Raw genomic sequence first — 16,062 nt, forward strand, 5'->3', positions numbered from 1 at the left:
GCCGGAAAGGGAGACTTCAGACGGGGGAAACGCCTGGCAAGAAAGCAGAGGGCACCGACGATGCGTTCAGTGGTGAAGCGGACGGCACGCGCGATCCTGCTCGACGACGAGGACCGGATGGTGCTGATCAAACGTACGAAGCCGGGCAGCACCCCGTATTGGATCACCCCCGGCGGCGGCGTCGAACCCGAAGACACCACGGTGACCGAGGCGTTGCGACGCGAGGTGTTCGAGGAACTCGGCGGCAAGATCGGCCGGCCGGTGCCCGCGTTCGTGGACACCGTGCCCGAGCCCGGCGGGGTCAAGATCCAGCACTTCTTCGCGTGCCGGCTCGAATCGATGGATCCGGCGCTGCGGCACGGCCCCGAGGTGGACGAGCCGAACGGCGAGTACGACATCGTGCGGGTGCCCTTCACGCCCGCGGGGCTGGCCTCGGTGGGCCTGGTGCCGGCGAGCCTGGCCGCCTATCTGCGGACCAACGTCGAGGGCATCCACACCCTGCTTGCGAACGACCTCGGCTAGGGCCTGTGCGGCGCGGCAGGGCCCCGGAGCGCTCCGGGGCGCGGAGCGCTCCGGGGCGCGATGCGCAGATCCGGCGCGCCGGACCGCGGCGCGCAAGGGGGCGCGGCGCTCAGCCGCGTCCCGGCCGGACCATCCCCGACTCGTAGGCGATCACCACGAGCTGCGCCCGATCGCGTGCGCCGAGTTTGACCATCGCGCGACTGACGTGGGTCTTCGCGGTCAGCGGCGAGACGAACAGATGCTCGGCGATCTCGTCGTTGCTCATCCCGGCCGCGACCAGCGAGAGCACCTCGCGCTCGCGGTCGGTGAGCGCCTCCAGCCGATCCGGCGCGGCCACCTTGGGCTCGGGCTGGGACAGGAAGCGGGCCACCAGCGCGCGCGTGGCCCCCGGCGAGAGCAGCGCGTCGCCGGTGGCGACGGTCTTGATCGCCTTGAGCAGGTCCTCGGGGTCGGTGTCCTTGACCAGGAAGCCGCTGGCCCCGGCGCGCAGCGCCTCGAAGACGTACTCGTCGACCTCGAACGTGGTCAGCACGAGCACCCGGACGCCCGCGAGGTCGTCGTCGCCGACGATCCGGCGGGTGGCCTCCAGGCCGTCCATGCCGGGCATCCGGATGTCCATCAGGACCACGTCCGGGTGGCTCTCCCTGGCCAGGGCCAGTGCCTCGGCGCCGTTCGCGGCCTCGCCGACCACCTCCAGCTCGGGGTCGCTGCCGACCAGCACCTTGAAGCCCGACCGGACCAGCAGCTGGTCGTCCGCGATCAGCACGCGCACCGTCATGAGGAATCTCCGTCCCGACGCGCGACGAGCGCGCCCTTGTGGTGCGGCAGCACCGCGTGTACCGAAAAACCGCCGTTGGGGCCGGGTCCCACCGCGAGCGAGCCGCCCACGGCGACCGCCCTTTCCCGCATGCCGAGCAACCCGTGTCCGGTGCCGTCGGCGCGCTTGCCCTGTTTCGCCTTGGGATTGCCCCGGCCGTCGTCGAGCACGTCGACCTCCACCGCGTGCTCGCCGTACACGACCCGCACGATCGCCGACGCGCCGTCGCCGCCGTGCTTCATCGCGTTGGTGAGCGACTCCTGGACGATCCGGTACAGCGCGAGGCCGACCGGCGCGGACGGGTTCCGGGCCTCGCCGGACTCCTCCAGGAGCACCGGCAGGCCCGCGTTGCGATAGGACGCCACCAGGGCGTCCACGTCCTCCACCCCCGGGGTCGGCTCGGTGGGCAGGTCGCTGTCGCCGTCCTGGCGCAGCACGCCCAGCGTGGTGCGCAGTTCGGCCAGCGCGTCCCGGCTGGCCACCTTGATGTGCACGAGCGCCTCCTTGGCCTGCGGCACGTCCCGGTCGATCACGTGCGCGGCCACGCCCGCCTGGATGTTGATCATCGCGATGCTGTGCGCGACCACGTCGTGCAGCTCGCGGGCGATCCGCATGCGTTCGGCGGTGACCCGGCGCCGGGCCTCGTCCTCGCGCTCGTGCTCGGCGCGGGCCAGCCGGGCCTGTACCTCCGCCCAGTAGGCCCGCTTGGCGCGAACCGCCTCACCGATCGCCACCGGCAGGTACATCCAGATGCCAGAGAGGTACTTCTCCGGGGACAGGAACCCGTCCGGGGTCAGCCCTATCCGCATCCCGGTGTGCACCACCGCGACCGCCGAGGCGATCAGCACCGAGCGGCGCAGTTGCCCGCTGGCGGCCACGGTGTACAGCGCGACCATGGTCGGAATCAGGATCGGACCGTCCAGACCGTCGGCCGCCAGGTAGAACACCTGGCCCGCCTCGGTCAGCGCCAGCACCGTGAGCGGCCATCGCAGCCGGCCGAGCAGCACCAGGCAGGTGATCCCGGCGATGATCAGGTTGAACGCGTTCGGGTGGCCGGGGTTGTGATCCCTGGTGGACCCGCCGAGCGAGCCGCCGATCACACAGAGCAGCACGAGCGCGACCAGAAGCAGCTCGCCCACCCACGTCCGGCAGGGCAGCCACCGCGCGAGCGGCTTGGGCACCGGCAGCAGCCAGGGCTCGACCGTGTCGCTCGGGCGCGAACCGTTCGCGGACGCGGGAAGGCCCCGCACGGCGACTCGCGCGGGGCCTTCCACGGACATCCGTACTCCTCGGGTACTACCTGATCAGCGGTCCCCGGCCAGTACCGGCTCTCGATCCTGCCCGCCTGGGCCGACCGACCCCGGCGCACGATCGGCATGTCCGGGCCACCACGCGGCATGCCCGATCAGCGCGGTCACGGACGGGACCAGGAACATCGACATCACGAAAGCCGAGATGCAGATGCCGACCGAAACGGCGAAGCCCATCTGGGTCATCATGTCGATGCCCGCCATCATGAGCGACGCGAACGTCCCTGCCAGGATGACACCCGCGGCGGCAATCGAGGGACCCGCATGCTCGACGGCCAGGGCAGCAGCCTTCCGCGGCTCGTTGCCCTCCTTCGCCTCCTCGCGCAATCGGGCAACCATGAGAATGTTGTAGTCGGTCCCGATGGCCACCACGAACATGTAGATCATCACCGGCAGCATGAACATCACGCCGGAGTTGCCCATCAACGTCTGGAAGACGAAGACGGTCGCACCGATGGTCGCGATGAAGCCCAGGACCACCGCCAACATCAGGTACCACGGGGCCACAACGCTGCGCAGCAGCAGGCCCAGCACCAGCGCGATCAGCAGGCCGGCGACCGGGAAGATCACCGACAGGTCGCGGTTGGTGGCCTTGCGGATGTCGGTGAAGGAGGCGGTCTGGCCGCCGACCATCGCCTTGGTGCCGTCGGGCTGGTGCTCGTGTACGAAGTCGCGCAGCGGGTCGATGGTGTCCAGCGCCTTGTTCGCGAACGGGCTCTCCTTGAGCACGATCGCAATCTCCGCGGACATCCGGTCGTCGCTGACCTTGACGTGTGAGTTCTCGTCGGGACCGCCGGCGCCGTTCACGTCGCCGATGCCCTCGACGTCCTTGAGCGAGCGCGCGAACTGCTCGGCCGCGCCCTTGTCGATCGGCTGACCGTTCTTGCTCTCGAGGTAGACCTGCGTCGGGTTGAGCGTGCCCGCCGCGAAGTCCAGCTGCATGTCCTTCATCGACTTGGCGGACTCGGTGTCCCCAGGGAGCTGGCCGAACTGGTCGTAGTCGGCCTTGAAATTCAGCGCACCGGCGGCGAAGGCGAGCATGATCACGCCGGAGACCACGGCCACCGCGAGCGGCTTGCGACCGACCACACCGCCGATCTTGTTGAACGCGGTGCCCTTGGGCTGCTTCTGCCAGGTCTTGGACGGCCAGAACACCTTCGGGCCGACCAGCGAGACCACCGCGGGCACCAGGGTCAGCGCGGCGACCGCCATCACGATCACCGCGATGGCCAGACCCGGACCCATCGACTTGAACGCGCCGAAGGTGGCGAGCAACATCGCGCCGAAGGCGATCACGACGGCGCCGGCGGCCGAGGCGATGGCCTCGCCCACCCGCTCGACCGAGACGATCATCGCCTGCTTCTTGTCGTCGCCCGCACGCAGCCGTTCCCGATAGCGGAAGAGCAGGAAGAGGATGTAGTCGGTACCGATGCCGAACAGCACCACGATCAGGATCGTGTTGAGCGACTGGTCCACCTGCAGGTCGGTGGCCTTGCCGACGATCGCGATCACCGGCGACGCGACCTGGGACACCAGCGCAACCATGATCACCGGCAGCAGGGCCGCGATCGGACTCCGGTAGATCACCAGGAGCAACACGATGATCAGCACGATCGTGACGATGCCGACGATCGCCTCGGCCTTCTTGAAGGCGTCCTCGTTGTCGACGTTGATCGCCACGCCGCCGGTGAAGCCGAGCTTGAGGTCGGTTCCCTCGACCAGGGGCTTGGCCTTGTCGCGCAGTTCCTTGAGCGCCTCGTTGACGAACTTGTCCTGCTGGTCGCCCTTGATGTAGGCGGTGGCCAGGGCGATTTTGTCCTTGGCGTCACCCGCCTCGACCTTGCTCACATGCTCGACGCCCGCCGCACCGAGCTTGCCGCTGATCTCCTTGACCTTGTCCTTGTCGGCCCCGGTGAGGTTCTTGCCGTCACCGCGCTTGAAGACCAGCAGCGCGGTCTGCTCGGTGGACTGCGGGAAGGCCTTTTCCGCGAGTTTTTGAGCCTGCACGGACTCGTACTTGTTGGGCAGGAAGCTCGCCTGGTCCTGGTTGGTCAGATCGCTCAGCTTCGGCGCGAACATGATCAGGGCCACCGCGGCTATCAGCCAGGCCGCGATGACCTTCCAGGGGTTGTGGACGACGAGCCTGCCGAGTCGTCCGAACATCGATGTCTCCTCGGTTGCGTGTGCGATCCCGCGGTGTGACCGACCCCCGAATACCGCTTGTGATCTAATTCACAAGGCATCGATCGCCGCACGCGCCGAGAGAACGTCGGTGGTGTCCGCTTCGAAGGTAGGCAGGGCCGAACAGGCACTTCAATCGAAATCGGGGCTCGGAACGCAAGTTCCGCCCCCGGGACTACGAGGCCGCACCGCCCTCGCAGACGCGGGTATCGCGGCGTACTACAGGGGGAGTATCGAAAGCTCGTGCCCGGGGATGATCGGCGCGAGTCGGGGCCGGGACGAAGAGCGTGACAGCGGGCGCCAAGCGCGCGCCCAACGAATCCCAAGTGGGGCCCACCATGATCGAAGCCATGCGGCGGGCCCGAACAACCCCGTGATCGGGTCCGCCGCACCGGGAGCGGTTCGGAGCCTTCCGAGGGGGGAGGGGCTCCGGACCGGACTCTCCCACCCTCGCCGCCCGCCGGAACCCCGCCACGCGCGCCGCCACCGGGACGGGGCGTCCGGTGGGCGGCGCGGGTGCTCCGGCGGCGGCGCGGGTGCTCCGGCCGAGAAACCGAGGAACCGAGGAACCAGGCCCCGTCCCGCGTCCTGCCACGCGACCCCCTCGGCCCTGCATCGACGAGTCCGCCGGTGCGCCGTACCGGAAACGTCGCGCCGAACCCCCGGCCCGGGGTGGGCCCAGGCCACCCCGAACCCCGCCTCGGCGCACCCTCCACCCACGGCCCGGTCAATATCGTGAGCCCATGGCGCAGATCGCGATGCACCCGAGAAGTCCCGAGCCGGTCCACCGCCTGGTCGCCGCCAAACTGCGCCCACCCCGACCGCTGACCCCGCTGGTGCCCCGGCCCCGCGTGCACGCGCTGCTCGGTGCCGCGGCACATCGCTCGTTCGTGGTCGTCCTCGCCGGCCCCAGCGGCATCGGCAAGACCGTCGCCCTCACCCAGTGGGCCGCCACCCAGGCCCGTCCCGTCGCATGGGTCACCGTCGACGCCCGGGACAACGACCCGCGACGGCTGTGGCCGCACCTGGCCGCCGCCCTCGCGGGGGCGACCGGCGACCCCGACCTGGAGCGGTCCGCAGCCGGCCCCGAGCCCGGCAGCGCCGAGTACGTCGCGGCGCTGGCCAACCGCGTCGTCGCACACCACGCTCGTCCGATCCTGATCCTGGACGAGTACGAACACATCGTCGAACGCGACATCCATGACCGGCTCGAACTGCTCACCCGCGTCTGCGCCGACCGGCTGACCCTCGTGGTCGCCGCACGCAACCGCCCAGCCCTCCCGGTGGAGCGGCTCGAACCGGCCGGCCGACTGGCCCGGGTGTCCTGGACCGAGCTGCGCTTCGACGCCGACGAGGCCCGCGACCTGCTCACCACCGGCTATGGACTGCCCACCGCACTCGCCCCGACCGCGATCGACACCGAGACGATCGTCCGCGAACTGCGCGATCGCGAGGAGATCCTGGACGCGCTGTTGCGCTTCGCCCTCGGCTTCGACCTGAAGGACCGCGAGCTGTTCCGCACCGCGTTCACCCCGGACGCCGAGTTCGACTTCCGCCCGGTCGCCGCCGAACTCGGCCTGGAGGTACCGGTGATGGTCGGTGTGGCGGCGATCGAGGCGGTGCACTTCAACCCGGACGTCCGGCTCGACACCACCCACGCGGTGAGCAACGCGCGGATCGGGTTCATCGGCGACCGAGCCCGGCTCACCGCCCTGGTCGAGGCTCAGCACCTGCCCACCGGCGACCACACCCGGCACCTGCTGCTGAAGAACCGCTACGCCGTGGACCTGGTCCGCACCGGCGCCGGATGGGCGATGAGCCGTCTGTACGTCGAGAACGTCTGGCGCACCGGCGACCCGAAGGTGCTGATCGGCGCCTGACCCGCCGCCCACGGCACGCGGCGGGCAGCACGCGGCGGGTCGGACCCGGGCCCGTTTCCGCATCCGTATCCGTGTCGAAAGTCCCGGGTGGGGTCTATCGAGCGAGCGACGCCACACCCCGCGTCGGACTCCTGGCTTCAGAAATTCATTCACCCGAGCGAGTGGCGGATCTGACCAGCGATGTCCTGTCTCCGCAGCTCAGCTCTGCGCCATGTCCACGAAGCGCGAGTAGTGGCCCTGGAACGCCACGGTGATCGTCGCCGTCGGCCCGTTACGGTGCTTGGCCACGATCAGGTCCGCCTCACCCGCTCGCGGCGACTCCTTCTCGTAGGCATCCTCACGATGCAACAAAATGACCATGTCGGCATCTTGTTCGATAGAACCCGATTCGCGAAGATCGGAAACCATCGGCTTCTTGTCCGTGCGCTGCTCCGGCCCACGGTTCAGCTGGGACATCGCGACGACCGGGACCTCGAGTTCCTTGGCCAGCAGCTTGAGGTTTCGCGACATCTCGGAGACCTCCTGCTGGCGGTTCTCCGCCCGACGCGAGCCGCCCGACTGCATCAGCTGGAGGTAGTCGATGATCACCAGCCGCAGGTCGTGCTTCTGCTTGAGCCGGCGGCACTTGGCCCGGATCTCCATCATCGACAGGTTCGGCGAGTCGTCGATGTACATCGGCGCCGCGGTGACCTCACCCATCTTGCGAGAGAGCCGCGTCCAGTCGTCGTCGGTCATGCTCCCCGACCGCATGTGATGCAGCGCGACCCGAGCCTCCGCCGACAACAGACGCATCATGATCTCGTTGCGGCCCATCTCCAGCGAGAAGATCACACTGGCAAGACCGTTCTTGATCGAACACGCACGCGCGATGTCCAGACCGAGGGTCGAATTGTGGGTGGGGATCCACGAGCGGCCGGCCAGGTACAGATGGTCCTCGTTGTCCACTTCCACACAGCGCACCGGCACCGAGTCGATGCGCCGCACCGCGCTGATGTAGCGCAGCCGGGTGGTCGGGTAGGCCAGGGTGCTCTGCCGGGCGATCTTGCGCGGCAGCCGGAAGACCTTGTCCGCCGGCGTGAAGTTCACCTGGTAGCAGATCGACGACCCGGCGCCGCGGCCCTTGACCGGCTTCGTGCGCATCGTCGCGCGATAGCCCAGGCTCAGCACGAGTTCGAGGGCGCCCTCGGCGAGCCTGCGATTGGTCGCCGCGAACTGCACGGTGCCGCTCGGGCTCACGTATCCGTCGGTGTCGAGCAGTCCGGCGAGCAGATCGCGCCGCTGCCGTTCGGACGCGCGCAGGTACGCCTCGGGAATGTGCTTGTCGTTCAGGACACCGAGCGTGCGCAGAATCGCGGGAACCGTGCCGTGCCGGTCGCGACAGGCCTGGCACTGCACCAACCCGCTCGACGGTCCGCCACAGTCGGGGCACGTCGGCTCGCCGACCGGCGCCGAAACCGCCTTCGCCTTGCCATCACAGGACTTGCCACACGAGCGCACCTGCGAGGTGCGCGGCACGAACGGCTTCCCGCAGACGACACACGCGCGTTCCACGACGGCCGCCGGTTCCGGAAGCCGGAGGTTGTACGACATAGGACTCGAACTCGGGACGGCGCGAATGCCCTCGCGCTCGATGTTGTCGATCATCTCGGGATCGACCGTGGTGAACCGGCTCCCCGCGCTGTGTCCATCGCCCAGCCAGGCCCCCAGCACGTAGGGCGGCAAAAGCAGGTCTCGCTCGGGGAATCGCGCAGGCGCAGCCACGCGGACGGCGTGGTTCAACCGCCGGTCGGCCGTCGCACAAAGCACCGTGGCCGCGATCTCCTCGGTGGTGCGCACCGTGCCGACGACCGGGCTCCCGTCGCGCACCGCTCGGCGCTCGGCGCGGGTCTCGGTCACCCACTGGTGGCCACCGTCCGCGACGATCACCGTGCCGTCCGAGAATTCGACCTCGTAGCAGGGTCGATCGGTCAACACCTCGGTCGCCGCCACCACGCGCGTGGGTGTCCCGTCGGCGCCGACGAGCAGATCGCCGACACGCACCTCGGCCATGGTGGTCCAGCCGGTCGGCGTCGGCAGCGGCGTGTCCAGCGCCAACGCCTTGCCCATCGCCGGGCGGGCCGCGATCACGATCATCTGGCCGGAGTGCAGGCCGTTGGTGAGGGAGTCGAGGTCGGTGAAGCCGGTGGGGATGCCTGACATCTGGCCGCCGCGGGAGCCGATCGCCTCGATCTCGTCGAGAGCGCCCTCCATGATGTCGGCCAGCGGCGCGTAGTCCTCGGTGGTGCGCTGCTCGGTGACCTTGTAGACCTCGGCCTGGGCGTTGTTGACGATGTCATCGACCTCGCCGTCGGCCGCGTAGCCCATCTGCACGATGCGGGTGCCCGCCTCGACCAGGCGGCGCAGCACCGCCTGTTCGCGCACGATCCGGGCGTAGTACTCGGCGTTGGCGGCGGTGGGCACCGACGAGATCAGGGTGTGCAGGTACGGGGCGCCGCCCACCCGGCCGATCTCGGTGCGCTTGGTCAGCTCGGCGGCGACCGTGACCGCGTCGGCCGGTTCACCCCGCGCGTACAGGTCCAGGATCGCGTTGTAGACGAGTTCGTGGGCGGGCCGATAGAAGTCGATCGGCTTGAGGTTCTCCACGACGTCGGCGATCGCGTCCTTGGACAACATCATGCCGCCGAGCACCGATTGCTCGGCCGCGATGTCCTGGGGCGGGGTCCGCTCGAATCCTTCGCGGGCCGGCTCGGGCCTGGCCTCTTCGAACTCGGAGACGCTCATGCCCGGGGTCTCCTTTCACAAAGGCTCGCGCGAGATCGCACCGCAGTACACCGTGTCCTTCTTACGCCACACGGCCGACAGATCCGCCGCATGACGCGGCGTGCGGCCCTTCACCGTACGGGTGGACCCTGGGACGGCCAAGACGGTCATACACAGGCCCTGTGGATAACTGTGGACAACCTGTGGAGAGAGGTGGGTCCAGCTGTGCACAAGCTGTGCGCAGTCAGCCGCGAACGCTTCGCAATCATGTACACAAACCCAATCTGACCTGCGGTTTCTCTATCCACCGGCTGTGTATGTGAAAAACTGTTGGGCGAATCATGCGGCTATCGCCCCACGTGTGCACCCGCGTACGCCCCGCGCTCGCCGGTAATGACCAGGAGCGCATTGTGACCCTTACCTGTGGATGACTACGGTGGACGAGTGCCGTCCACGGTCCCGTCCCCACCTCCGGAACAGCCCGCCACCGAGCAACCCGCCCCACCGCCCGCCGGCCGCCCCGGGCGCCGCGCCCACGACCGCGACATCCTGCGCCTGGCGATCCCGGCCTTCTTCGCGCTCGTCGCCGAGCCGCTGTTCGTGCTCGTCGACTCGGCGATCATCGGCCGGCTCGGCACACCCCAGTTGGCGGGACTCGGCGTCGCGGGCACGATGCTGACCACCCTGGTCAACCTGTGCGTGTTCCTCGCCTACGCGACCACCGCCGCGGTCGCCCGACTCATGGGCGCGGGCGACCCGCGCGCCGCGATCCGCCAGGGCCTGGACGGCGTCTGGCTGGCCGCGCTGCTGGGCATCGGGCTGCTTGTGGTCGGCCTCGTCGGCGCCCCGTGGATCGTCGCCGCGTTCGGCGCCTCGGACAGCGCGACGCCGCACGCGGTGACCTACCTGCGGATCGGCTCGCTGGGCATCCCGGCAATGCTGGTCGTGCTCGCCGCCACCGGCGTGCTGCGCGGGCTCCAGGACACCCGGACCCCGCTCGTGGTCGCGGTCCTCGGCTTCGGCGCCAACCTGTTGCTCAACGTCGGGTTCGTGTACGGCCTGCACTGGGGCATCGCCGGGTCCGCGTGGGGCACCGTGCTCGCGCAGACCGCGATGGCCGTGGTCTACCTGGTCACCGTCGTCCGCGGCGCCCGCCGGCACGGCGCGTCGCTGCGCCCGGACACGGCCGGTATCCGGGCCTGCGCCGCAGCCGGCGCGCCGCTGTTCGTCCGCACGGTCAGCCTGCGGGCCATCCTGGTCGTGGCCACCGTGGCGGCCACCCACATGGGTGACACCTCGATCGCCACCCACCAGGTCGCCTGGCAGATCTGGACGTTCCTGGCCTTCGCGATGGACGCCCTGGCCATCGCGGCGCAGGCGATCGTGGGGCGGGCCCTGGGCTCGGGGGACGCGAGCGGCGCCCGCGCGGCGACCCGCCGAATGCTGGTGTGGGGGGTGTGGACGGGCGTGCTGTTCGCGATCGTGGTGGTCGCCGCGCGCCCGCTGTACATCCCGCTGTTCACCGCCGACCCGGCGGTGCGGGACCTGTTGGCCGGCACCCTGCTCGCGGTCGCCGCGCTCCAGCCGTTGGCCGGTGCGGTGTTCGTGCTGGACGGGGTGCTGATCGGCGCGGGCGACGGCCGCTACCTCGCCCTCACCATGCCCCTCGTACTGGCCGCCTTCTGCGCGGCGCTGGGCACCGTATCGGCCCTCGGCGGCGGTCTGATCGCGGTGTGGTGGTGGGCGATCGGCACCTTCATGATCGCCCGCGTGCTCCTGCTCGGCCGGCGAGCGTACGGCGATGCCTGGCTGGTGACCGGCAAGCGCTGAAGTGCCGGCGCTCCGCCGACCGAAGACCGCGCCCCGCCGACCAAAAGCCGCAGCACGGCCGGGTCGCCACCCTGCGGGCGGTCGAGAGCCGTCCCGTCGACCGAGTCGACGGGACGGCGACGACTCACGCCCCGACGACCTGGTAGCCCGCCTCCACGACGGCCGCGCGCACCGCGTCCGCGTCCACGGGCTGCTCGGACGTCACGGTCACCAGACCCGAGGCCAGCTCGACCTTGACGTCGGTCACGCCCGACACCTCGGAGACCTCCTCGGTGACGGACGAGACGCAGTGGCCGCAGGTCATCCCGGTGACGGTGAAGGTGGCGGTGGCGGTGCTCATGACGGTGATCCTTTCGTCGACACGAGGACCATGATCGGCCCCACGACGGCCAATCTATACCCCACCGGGGTATGCATCCAAGCCGACTCACCCACTCGTTCGAGCGGATTCACCCGCCGGACACCCGACCCGAAGCCACACCTCCGAACTCGGACCCGGACTCGAAATCGGGCCGGGGCCGAGGCCGGCCCCGAAGCCACACCCACATGCACCACCGGCCCGAGCCACGACGGCCCGAGTCCCGACCACGCTCAGTCCGTCCACCGCGCGGAACGCACCGGTTCGGCCACCGGCCGCCCGACCCGGAACACCGCGAGCGCCGTGGCCCCCACCATGCCCTCCAACTCCCCGGCGGTCCGCGCGCAGTCGATCACCTGGCTGAGCGGATGCGTCGCGTAGCCGTGCCCAGCCAGCGTCAGCCAACAGCGCAACAGCCCCCGCCCCGACTCCAGCAGGTCCATCGGCCGCATCGGCCCATTCGGCGCGGTCACCACCAACACACTCCCGTCGTACCGCAGCAACCCCCGCGACGCCGCCGCCAACCCCCGAGCCAGCCCGACCCGCCGCAACACCCGATACGCGGTCGGGCGCAGCACCGCGTGCAGCGCCCGCTCCTCGAACCGGGACAGCGCCAACGCCCGCCCGGTCAGCCCGTCCCGCGCGTGGGGACGACCGGCCGGCACCGGTCGCAACCGCAACCACCGGCGCAACTCGGCAACCAGCGCCGGATCACCGAACAGCCGGCGATCCGCCTCCTCCAGCAACGGCGCCAGCGCCCGGGTCCCGCCCCGCCACAGACCCGCCGACCCGGCGAACGCCTGCGTCGCCTCGGCGAACAGCGAGTCCGGCAGCGTCCCCGGCACGTACGCTCCGCGCGCACTGCGCCGCCCCGCCAGATCCGCGGCGGTGAACGGGGTCGGGTGACACTCGTCCGCCCGCACGAACCGGGCCACCGCACCCCGCTCCGGCGCGGCGTCCCACTCCACCCGCAGCGGCACCTCCAGCGCCGCGGACGCGATCAGGAACGCCTCGGTGAACGCGCCGAGCGCCAGGAACAGGTCCCGCCGCGTGGGATCGCCGACCGGCAGCTCGCGCTCGGCGTCCCAGGACAACGCGTAACCCAGGGCCCCGCTCGGCGTCACCGTCCAGGGCTGCGTGTTGTGCGCGCTGGGCGCCCGCCCGGCCGACCGCAACAGTTCCGCCAGTTGCGCACTCACCCGTCGATCCCCACTGTTCGCTGGTAGAACGTGTGCCCGTGCAGCTCCCGGCCGCCGATCCGGCGATACTGCGCGGCCGACGCCTTGTTGTCGTCCTCGACCCACGTGCTGCGCAACGCGTCGTAGCCGCCCGCCCGCAGCGCCCGATACTGCTCGCGCGCCAACAGCGTCAGATAGCCGCACCCCTGGGCTGCCGGCACCGTGCCCTTGATGATCAGCACCGCCTCCCGGCGATAGCGCCCACGCGTGGCCAACAGCCGCAGCTGGTTGCCCAGGTGCAGATCTCCGCCGATGCGCATCAGGAACTCCGAGATGTCCGGCACCGCGAGGGTGAACGCGATCGGCTCGCCCGCCCGCTCCAGCCACAGGAGCAGCGACTCATCCAAAAGATGGGCCAACCCCTCGGTCTGCGCCCGCAGTTCGTCGAGCTCGATCGGCGTGTAGTAGCCCAGCTGCCCGAAGCTCGCGTTCAACATCCGATGCAGGATCGGTAGTTGCTCGGCCAACCGGCGGCGCGACCCGCGCCGGATCACCAACTTCTCCGCGGCGATCCGCGCGTCGTCGAACATGTACGTCGTGTCCGGATCGTCGGTGCGCTCGCGCAGACCCGGGCAGATCCAGGTGGACGCGGAGAACCGCCGGACGAACCCGACCCGTTCGTAGGTCTCCGGGTACCGTGCCGGGTTCCACGCCGAGTCCACGAAACCGCGTTCGGTGAACCCGGAGGTGATCACCCCACCGGTTTGATTCGGCAGTAGCGCGACCGGCCCGAACAGGGTCCCGCGGCCGGCCCGCGCGGCCCGCCGCTCCATCAGCTCCACCAGGGTCGCGAACACCGCCGGGTCGTCGGCGAAGTCGGTGAGCCCGAACAACTGGTGCCGGCCGCGCAGCTTGGCGTCGAAGCGCCCGTCGGTGTGCAGACAGGTCCGGCCCACCGTCCGCCCGGCCCGGTCGCGCACCACGTACAGCTCGATCCCGGCCCGTTGCCACTGCCGCACCTGCCCGTGCAGCACCGGCACGTAGCGGTCCTTCGGGTGCAGCCGCAGCGGAAGTTCGCAGAAGTCTCGCAACGCGCGACGGGAGGCGACCCGCTCCACGGTGAGCGTCACGACTTCGCCTTCCGGTGCACCGGCGCGCCGCTCTTCTCGGACCCGATCGGGGTGAACTCCTGGATGTGCGCCATCTCGTTGCCTTCGGCCCGCCACGCGCCATTGCTGTAGCCGGCCGGCTGCGCGTCGAAGAGCCGGATGAACCCGGCTGTGCCGTTGCGGTCGCCGTGATCGGTCATCCAGCACATCAGGTCGCGGTGCGCCTTGGAGCGGGCGAACCGCAACAGCGCGTCCCGATCCGCGAACACCGCGATCGTGCCGAGCGTGAACGGCCCCTGTCGGTACACCTTGTGCCAGCGGTAGCCGTCCATCCGCTTCATCGTGCGCACCATCCGCAGATACGGCCGGACCAGCGAGAGCAGCGCGCGCGGGCCCCGGTAGTGCGTGGCCCCGATGAACAACGCCTCGCCCTGCGCCTGCGGCGGCGCCGCCGAGAAGTCGGTGGTCCTCATCGCTGCTCCCCCTCCACGAGGTAGACGTTCTTGATTTTGGTGGTGCCGCGCAGGAACGGCCCGGTCCCGAAGTCGTGTACGAGCACCCGCACATCGGCCGCCGTCGGATCCTCGGCGAGTGACTGGGCGAAGTCCCGGCTGACTCGGGCCAGGTGGCGCACCACACCCTCGCGGCACACTCGGGCGAGCTTGTCCCGATCCACATCGTCCTGCGAAGTCCCGTCCCGCAGTTGGAGATTGACCACGGGCCTGCTCTCCAGGTCGGCGTACTCGTCGACGGTCAGGCAAAAGCCCTCCAGGTGCGCCGCCATCGGGTTGTCCCGATACAGCCCGTACTCGACGTCCTGCGGATAGATGTTGGCGCCCATGTACGAGATCGTGCTGTCCTTGCGCCCGAACAGCAGCAGCAGCGGCAGCCGCATGCCCTCGGCCCGGGCCGCGCGCTCCCAGTCGACCCACGCCCGGGCATCCGGCCGGATCATCTCCTCGACCTGGGCGAAGGTCAGCAACCGACCCTCGTCGCCGATGTTGTAGCGCACCTTCGGACTCATCACCGCGGTCGAGTTGATCGTGCAGATCACCTCGTCCCGGGCGTTGGTCTCCAGGTACGTCTCCAGCGGGTTGTACTGGAACACCATCGGCACCCGGCCCTCGTCGGGACCCAGCAGTCGCATCCGCAGCCGCTCGTCGGTCAGCAGCCGCTTGCGCAGCCACACCGTCGCGTCACTCTCGCCGGCCATCCCGATGGTCAGGTCCGAGGCGCCGTAGCCGGAGCGCACCTTGACGAAGCCCTCCTCCAGGTAGTCGCGCAGCGCCTCGGTCATGCCCTCGCCGCCGACGAAGCCGTACATCGCGTGTCGGCGCCAGTCGAAGCCCTCGGCGTCCAGCCGGTCACGCAGGTGCTTGAAGAACGGCGGGTACGCGGTGACCAGGTAGGTGAAACGCGGCCCGAAGTGGCGCAGCGTGTCCACGATCTTGTCGATGTCCGGGCCGGTGTTCTTGACCATCGCCACCCGGGCCATCGCGATCCCGGTGTTGGTCCCGGTGGCCCACGCGCCCATCGAGTACGCGTTGATCACGAACAACTTCCGCCGGGGAAAGACGAGCGAGGTGTAGCCGGCCACGTTGCGGTGCACCGACTTGAGTTCGCGCCGCGAACGCAGCCAGTTGTGCGGCGTCCCGGAGGACCCGGACGACTCGTCCACGACCGTCCCGGCCACCTCCAGCGTGCCCAGCCAGCAGCGGGTGTCCTCGGGGTACGCCTTGACGTAGTTCTCCTTGGACGTCTCCGGGTACGAGGCGAGGTCGAACCAGCGGAAGCGCCAACGGTGCCGGCGCAGGAAGTCGCGGTAGGCGGGGACGTCGAGAGCGGCGAACTGGCAGGTCATCCACGCGTGCCGACGCGCGAACCCCTGCATCCACGGCTGATAGTTGCGCGCGGTCCAGCGCCAGACGACGGGATGGACGCGGTAGAGCTGATACAGACCGGTCAGCGCGAAGCTGACCACACGCAGCAACCACTGTCGGATGAACCTGGCCATGACCGTCCGCCCCTTTGCCCCCGCCGGCCCACCCGGCGTGTGTCTCCAGCCTGCGGCGGCGGGGGTGTTCGGGACATGAGTACCGCTACTCAGTCGGCTACTC

General features: G+C 69.9%; 12 protein-coding genes. 3 read left to right on the forward strand and 9 right to left on the reverse strand.

What is annotated here, in order from left to right; all coding sequences use genetic code 11:
- The first annotated feature begins 60 nt into the window (after nucleotides 1–60).
- On the forward strand, nucleotides 61–522 hold the full coding sequence (locus tag ABZS54_RS05030) for an NUDIX hydrolase (protein WP_355531156.1): 462 nt from the start codon (nucleotides 61–63) through the stop codon (nucleotides 520–522).
- Between the two features lie 109 nt (nucleotides 523–631).
- On the opposite strand, the gene ABZS54_RS05035 is transcribed toward ABZS54_RS05030, so the two are convergent.
- From ABZS54_RS05035 to ABZS54_RS05045, 3 genes are read right to left on the reverse strand one after another with little or no spacing between them, the layout of a single operon-like run.
- Nucleotides 632–1,300, reverse strand: a complete 669-nt coding sequence (locus ABZS54_RS05035) for a response regulator transcription factor (RefSeq protein ID WP_355531158.1) — start codon at nucleotides 1,298–1,300, stop codon at nucleotides 632–634.
- Complete coding sequence (locus tag ABZS54_RS05040; RefSeq protein ID WP_355531160.1) at nucleotides 1,297–2,619, reverse strand: sensor histidine kinase; 1,323 nt, start codon at nucleotides 2,617–2,619, stop codon at nucleotides 1,297–1,299. Before ABZS54_RS05040 ends, ABZS54_RS05035 begins: the two co-directional genes overlap by 4 nt.
- Before the next feature lie 24 nt (nucleotides 2,620–2,643).
- Nucleotides 2,644–4,812, reverse strand: a complete 2,169-nt coding sequence (locus tag ABZS54_RS05045; protein WP_355531162.1) for an MMPL family transporter — start codon at nucleotides 4,810–4,812, stop codon at nucleotides 2,644–2,646.
- A 761-nt stretch (nucleotides 4,813–5,573) separates the two neighbouring features.
- Here ABZS54_RS05045 and ABZS54_RS05050 point away from each other — a divergent pair.
- Nucleotides 5,574–6,710: a nuclear transport factor 2 family protein gene (locus tag ABZS54_RS05050; protein ID WP_355531164.1), complete on the forward strand. Its 1,137-nt coding sequence runs from the start codon at nucleotides 5,574–5,576 to the stop codon at nucleotides 6,708–6,710.
- 198 nt (nucleotides 6,711–6,908) lie between these two features.
- On the opposite strand, the gene dnaB is transcribed toward ABZS54_RS05050, so the two are convergent.
- Complete coding sequence (dnaB, locus tag ABZS54_RS05055) at nucleotides 6,909–9,491, reverse strand: replicative DNA helicase (RefSeq protein WP_355531166.1); 2,583 nt, start codon at nucleotides 9,489–9,491, stop codon at nucleotides 6,909–6,911.
- 525 nt (nucleotides 9,492–10,016) lie between these two features.
- On the opposite strand from dnaB, the gene ABZS54_RS05060 reads away from it, so the two are divergent.
- The gene (locus ABZS54_RS05060) at nucleotides 10,017–11,300 is read left to right on the forward strand and encodes an MATE family efflux transporter (protein WP_355531267.1); all 1,284 of its coding nucleotides are present in this window, start codon (nucleotides 10,017–10,019) and stop codon (nucleotides 11,298–11,300) included.
- A 124-nt stretch (nucleotides 11,301–11,424) separates the two neighbouring features.
- Here the strand turns inward: ABZS54_RS05060 and ABZS54_RS05065 are convergent, their stop codons facing one another.
- The 5 genes from ABZS54_RS05065 to ABZS54_RS05085 all read right to left on the reverse strand — a co-directional run bounded on the left by ABZS54_RS05065 (nucleotide 11,425) and on the right by ABZS54_RS05085 (nucleotide 15,959).
- Nucleotides 11,425–11,640 (reverse strand): cation transporter, encoded by a 216-nt coding sequence (locus tag ABZS54_RS05065; RefSeq protein WP_355531168.1) that lies wholly within the window; start codon nucleotides 11,638–11,640, stop codon nucleotides 11,425–11,427.
- A gap of 251 nt (nucleotides 11,641–11,891) precedes the next feature.
- Nucleotides 11,892–12,857, reverse strand: a complete 966-nt coding sequence (locus ABZS54_RS05070; RefSeq protein WP_355531170.1) for a hypothetical protein — start codon at nucleotides 12,855–12,857, stop codon at nucleotides 11,892–11,894.
- Entirely contained in the window at nucleotides 12,854–13,966 is a 1,113-nt protein-coding gene (locus ABZS54_RS05075) for a hypothetical protein (RefSeq protein ID WP_355531172.1), read from the reverse strand. Before ABZS54_RS05075 ends, ABZS54_RS05070 begins: the two co-directional genes overlap by 4 nt.
- Nucleotides 13,963–14,418: a DUF4188 domain-containing protein gene (locus tag ABZS54_RS05080; RefSeq protein WP_355531174.1), complete on the reverse strand. Its 456-nt coding sequence runs from the start codon at nucleotides 14,416–14,418 to the stop codon at nucleotides 13,963–13,965. Before ABZS54_RS05080 ends, ABZS54_RS05075 begins: the two co-directional genes overlap by 4 nt.
- Entirely contained in the window at nucleotides 14,415–15,959 is a 1,545-nt protein-coding gene (locus ABZS54_RS05085; protein ID WP_355531176.1) for a phenylacetate--CoA ligase family protein, read from the reverse strand. The genes ABZS54_RS05080 and ABZS54_RS05085 overlap by 4 nt, the downstream gene beginning before the upstream one ends.
- Between the last annotated feature and the right edge of the window lie 103 nt (nucleotides 15,960–16,062).

The organism is Embleya sp. NPDC005575 (genome assembly GCF_040605455.1).
Classification (GTDB): Bacteria; Actinomycetota; Actinomycetes; order Streptomycetales; family Streptomycetaceae; genus Embleya.

Bases quoted from the DNA above. Each gene is read 5' to 3' on its own strand.
- ABZS54_RS05050 (WP_355531164.1), top strand. From the start codon at position 5,574: ATGGCGCAGATCGCGATGCACCCGAGAAGTCCCGAGCCGGTCCACCGC.
- ABZS54_RS05040 (WP_355531160.1), bottom strand. From the start codon at position 2,619: ATGTCCGTGGAAGGCCCCGCGCGAGTCGCCGTGCGGGGCCTTCCCGCG.
- ABZS54_RS05035 (WP_355531158.1), bottom strand. From the start codon at position 1,300: ATGACGGTGCGCGTGCTGATCGCGGACGACCAGCTGCTGGTCCGGTCG.
- ABZS54_RS05085 (WP_355531176.1), bottom strand. From the start codon at position 15,959: ATGGCCAGGTTCATCCGACAGTGGTTGCTGCGTGTGGTCAGCTTCGCG.
- ABZS54_RS05080 (WP_355531174.1), bottom strand. From the start codon at position 14,418: ATGAGGACCACCGACTTCTCGGCGGCGCCGCCGCAGGCGCAGGGCGAG.
- ABZS54_RS05030 (WP_355531156.1), top strand. From the start codon at position 61: ATGCGTTCAGTGGTGAAGCGGACGGCACGCGCGATCCTGCTCGACGAC.
- ABZS54_RS05045 (WP_355531162.1), bottom strand. From the start codon at position 4,812: ATGTTCGGACGACTCGGCAGGCTCGTCGTCCACAACCCCTGGAAGGTC.
- ABZS54_RS05065 (WP_355531168.1), bottom strand. From the start codon at position 11,640: ATGAGCACCGCCACCGCCACCTTCACCGTCACCGGGATGACCTGCGGC.
- dnaB (WP_355531166.1), bottom strand. From the start codon at position 9,491: ATGAGCGTCTCCGAGTTCGAAGAGGCCAGGCCCGAGCCGGCCCGCGAA.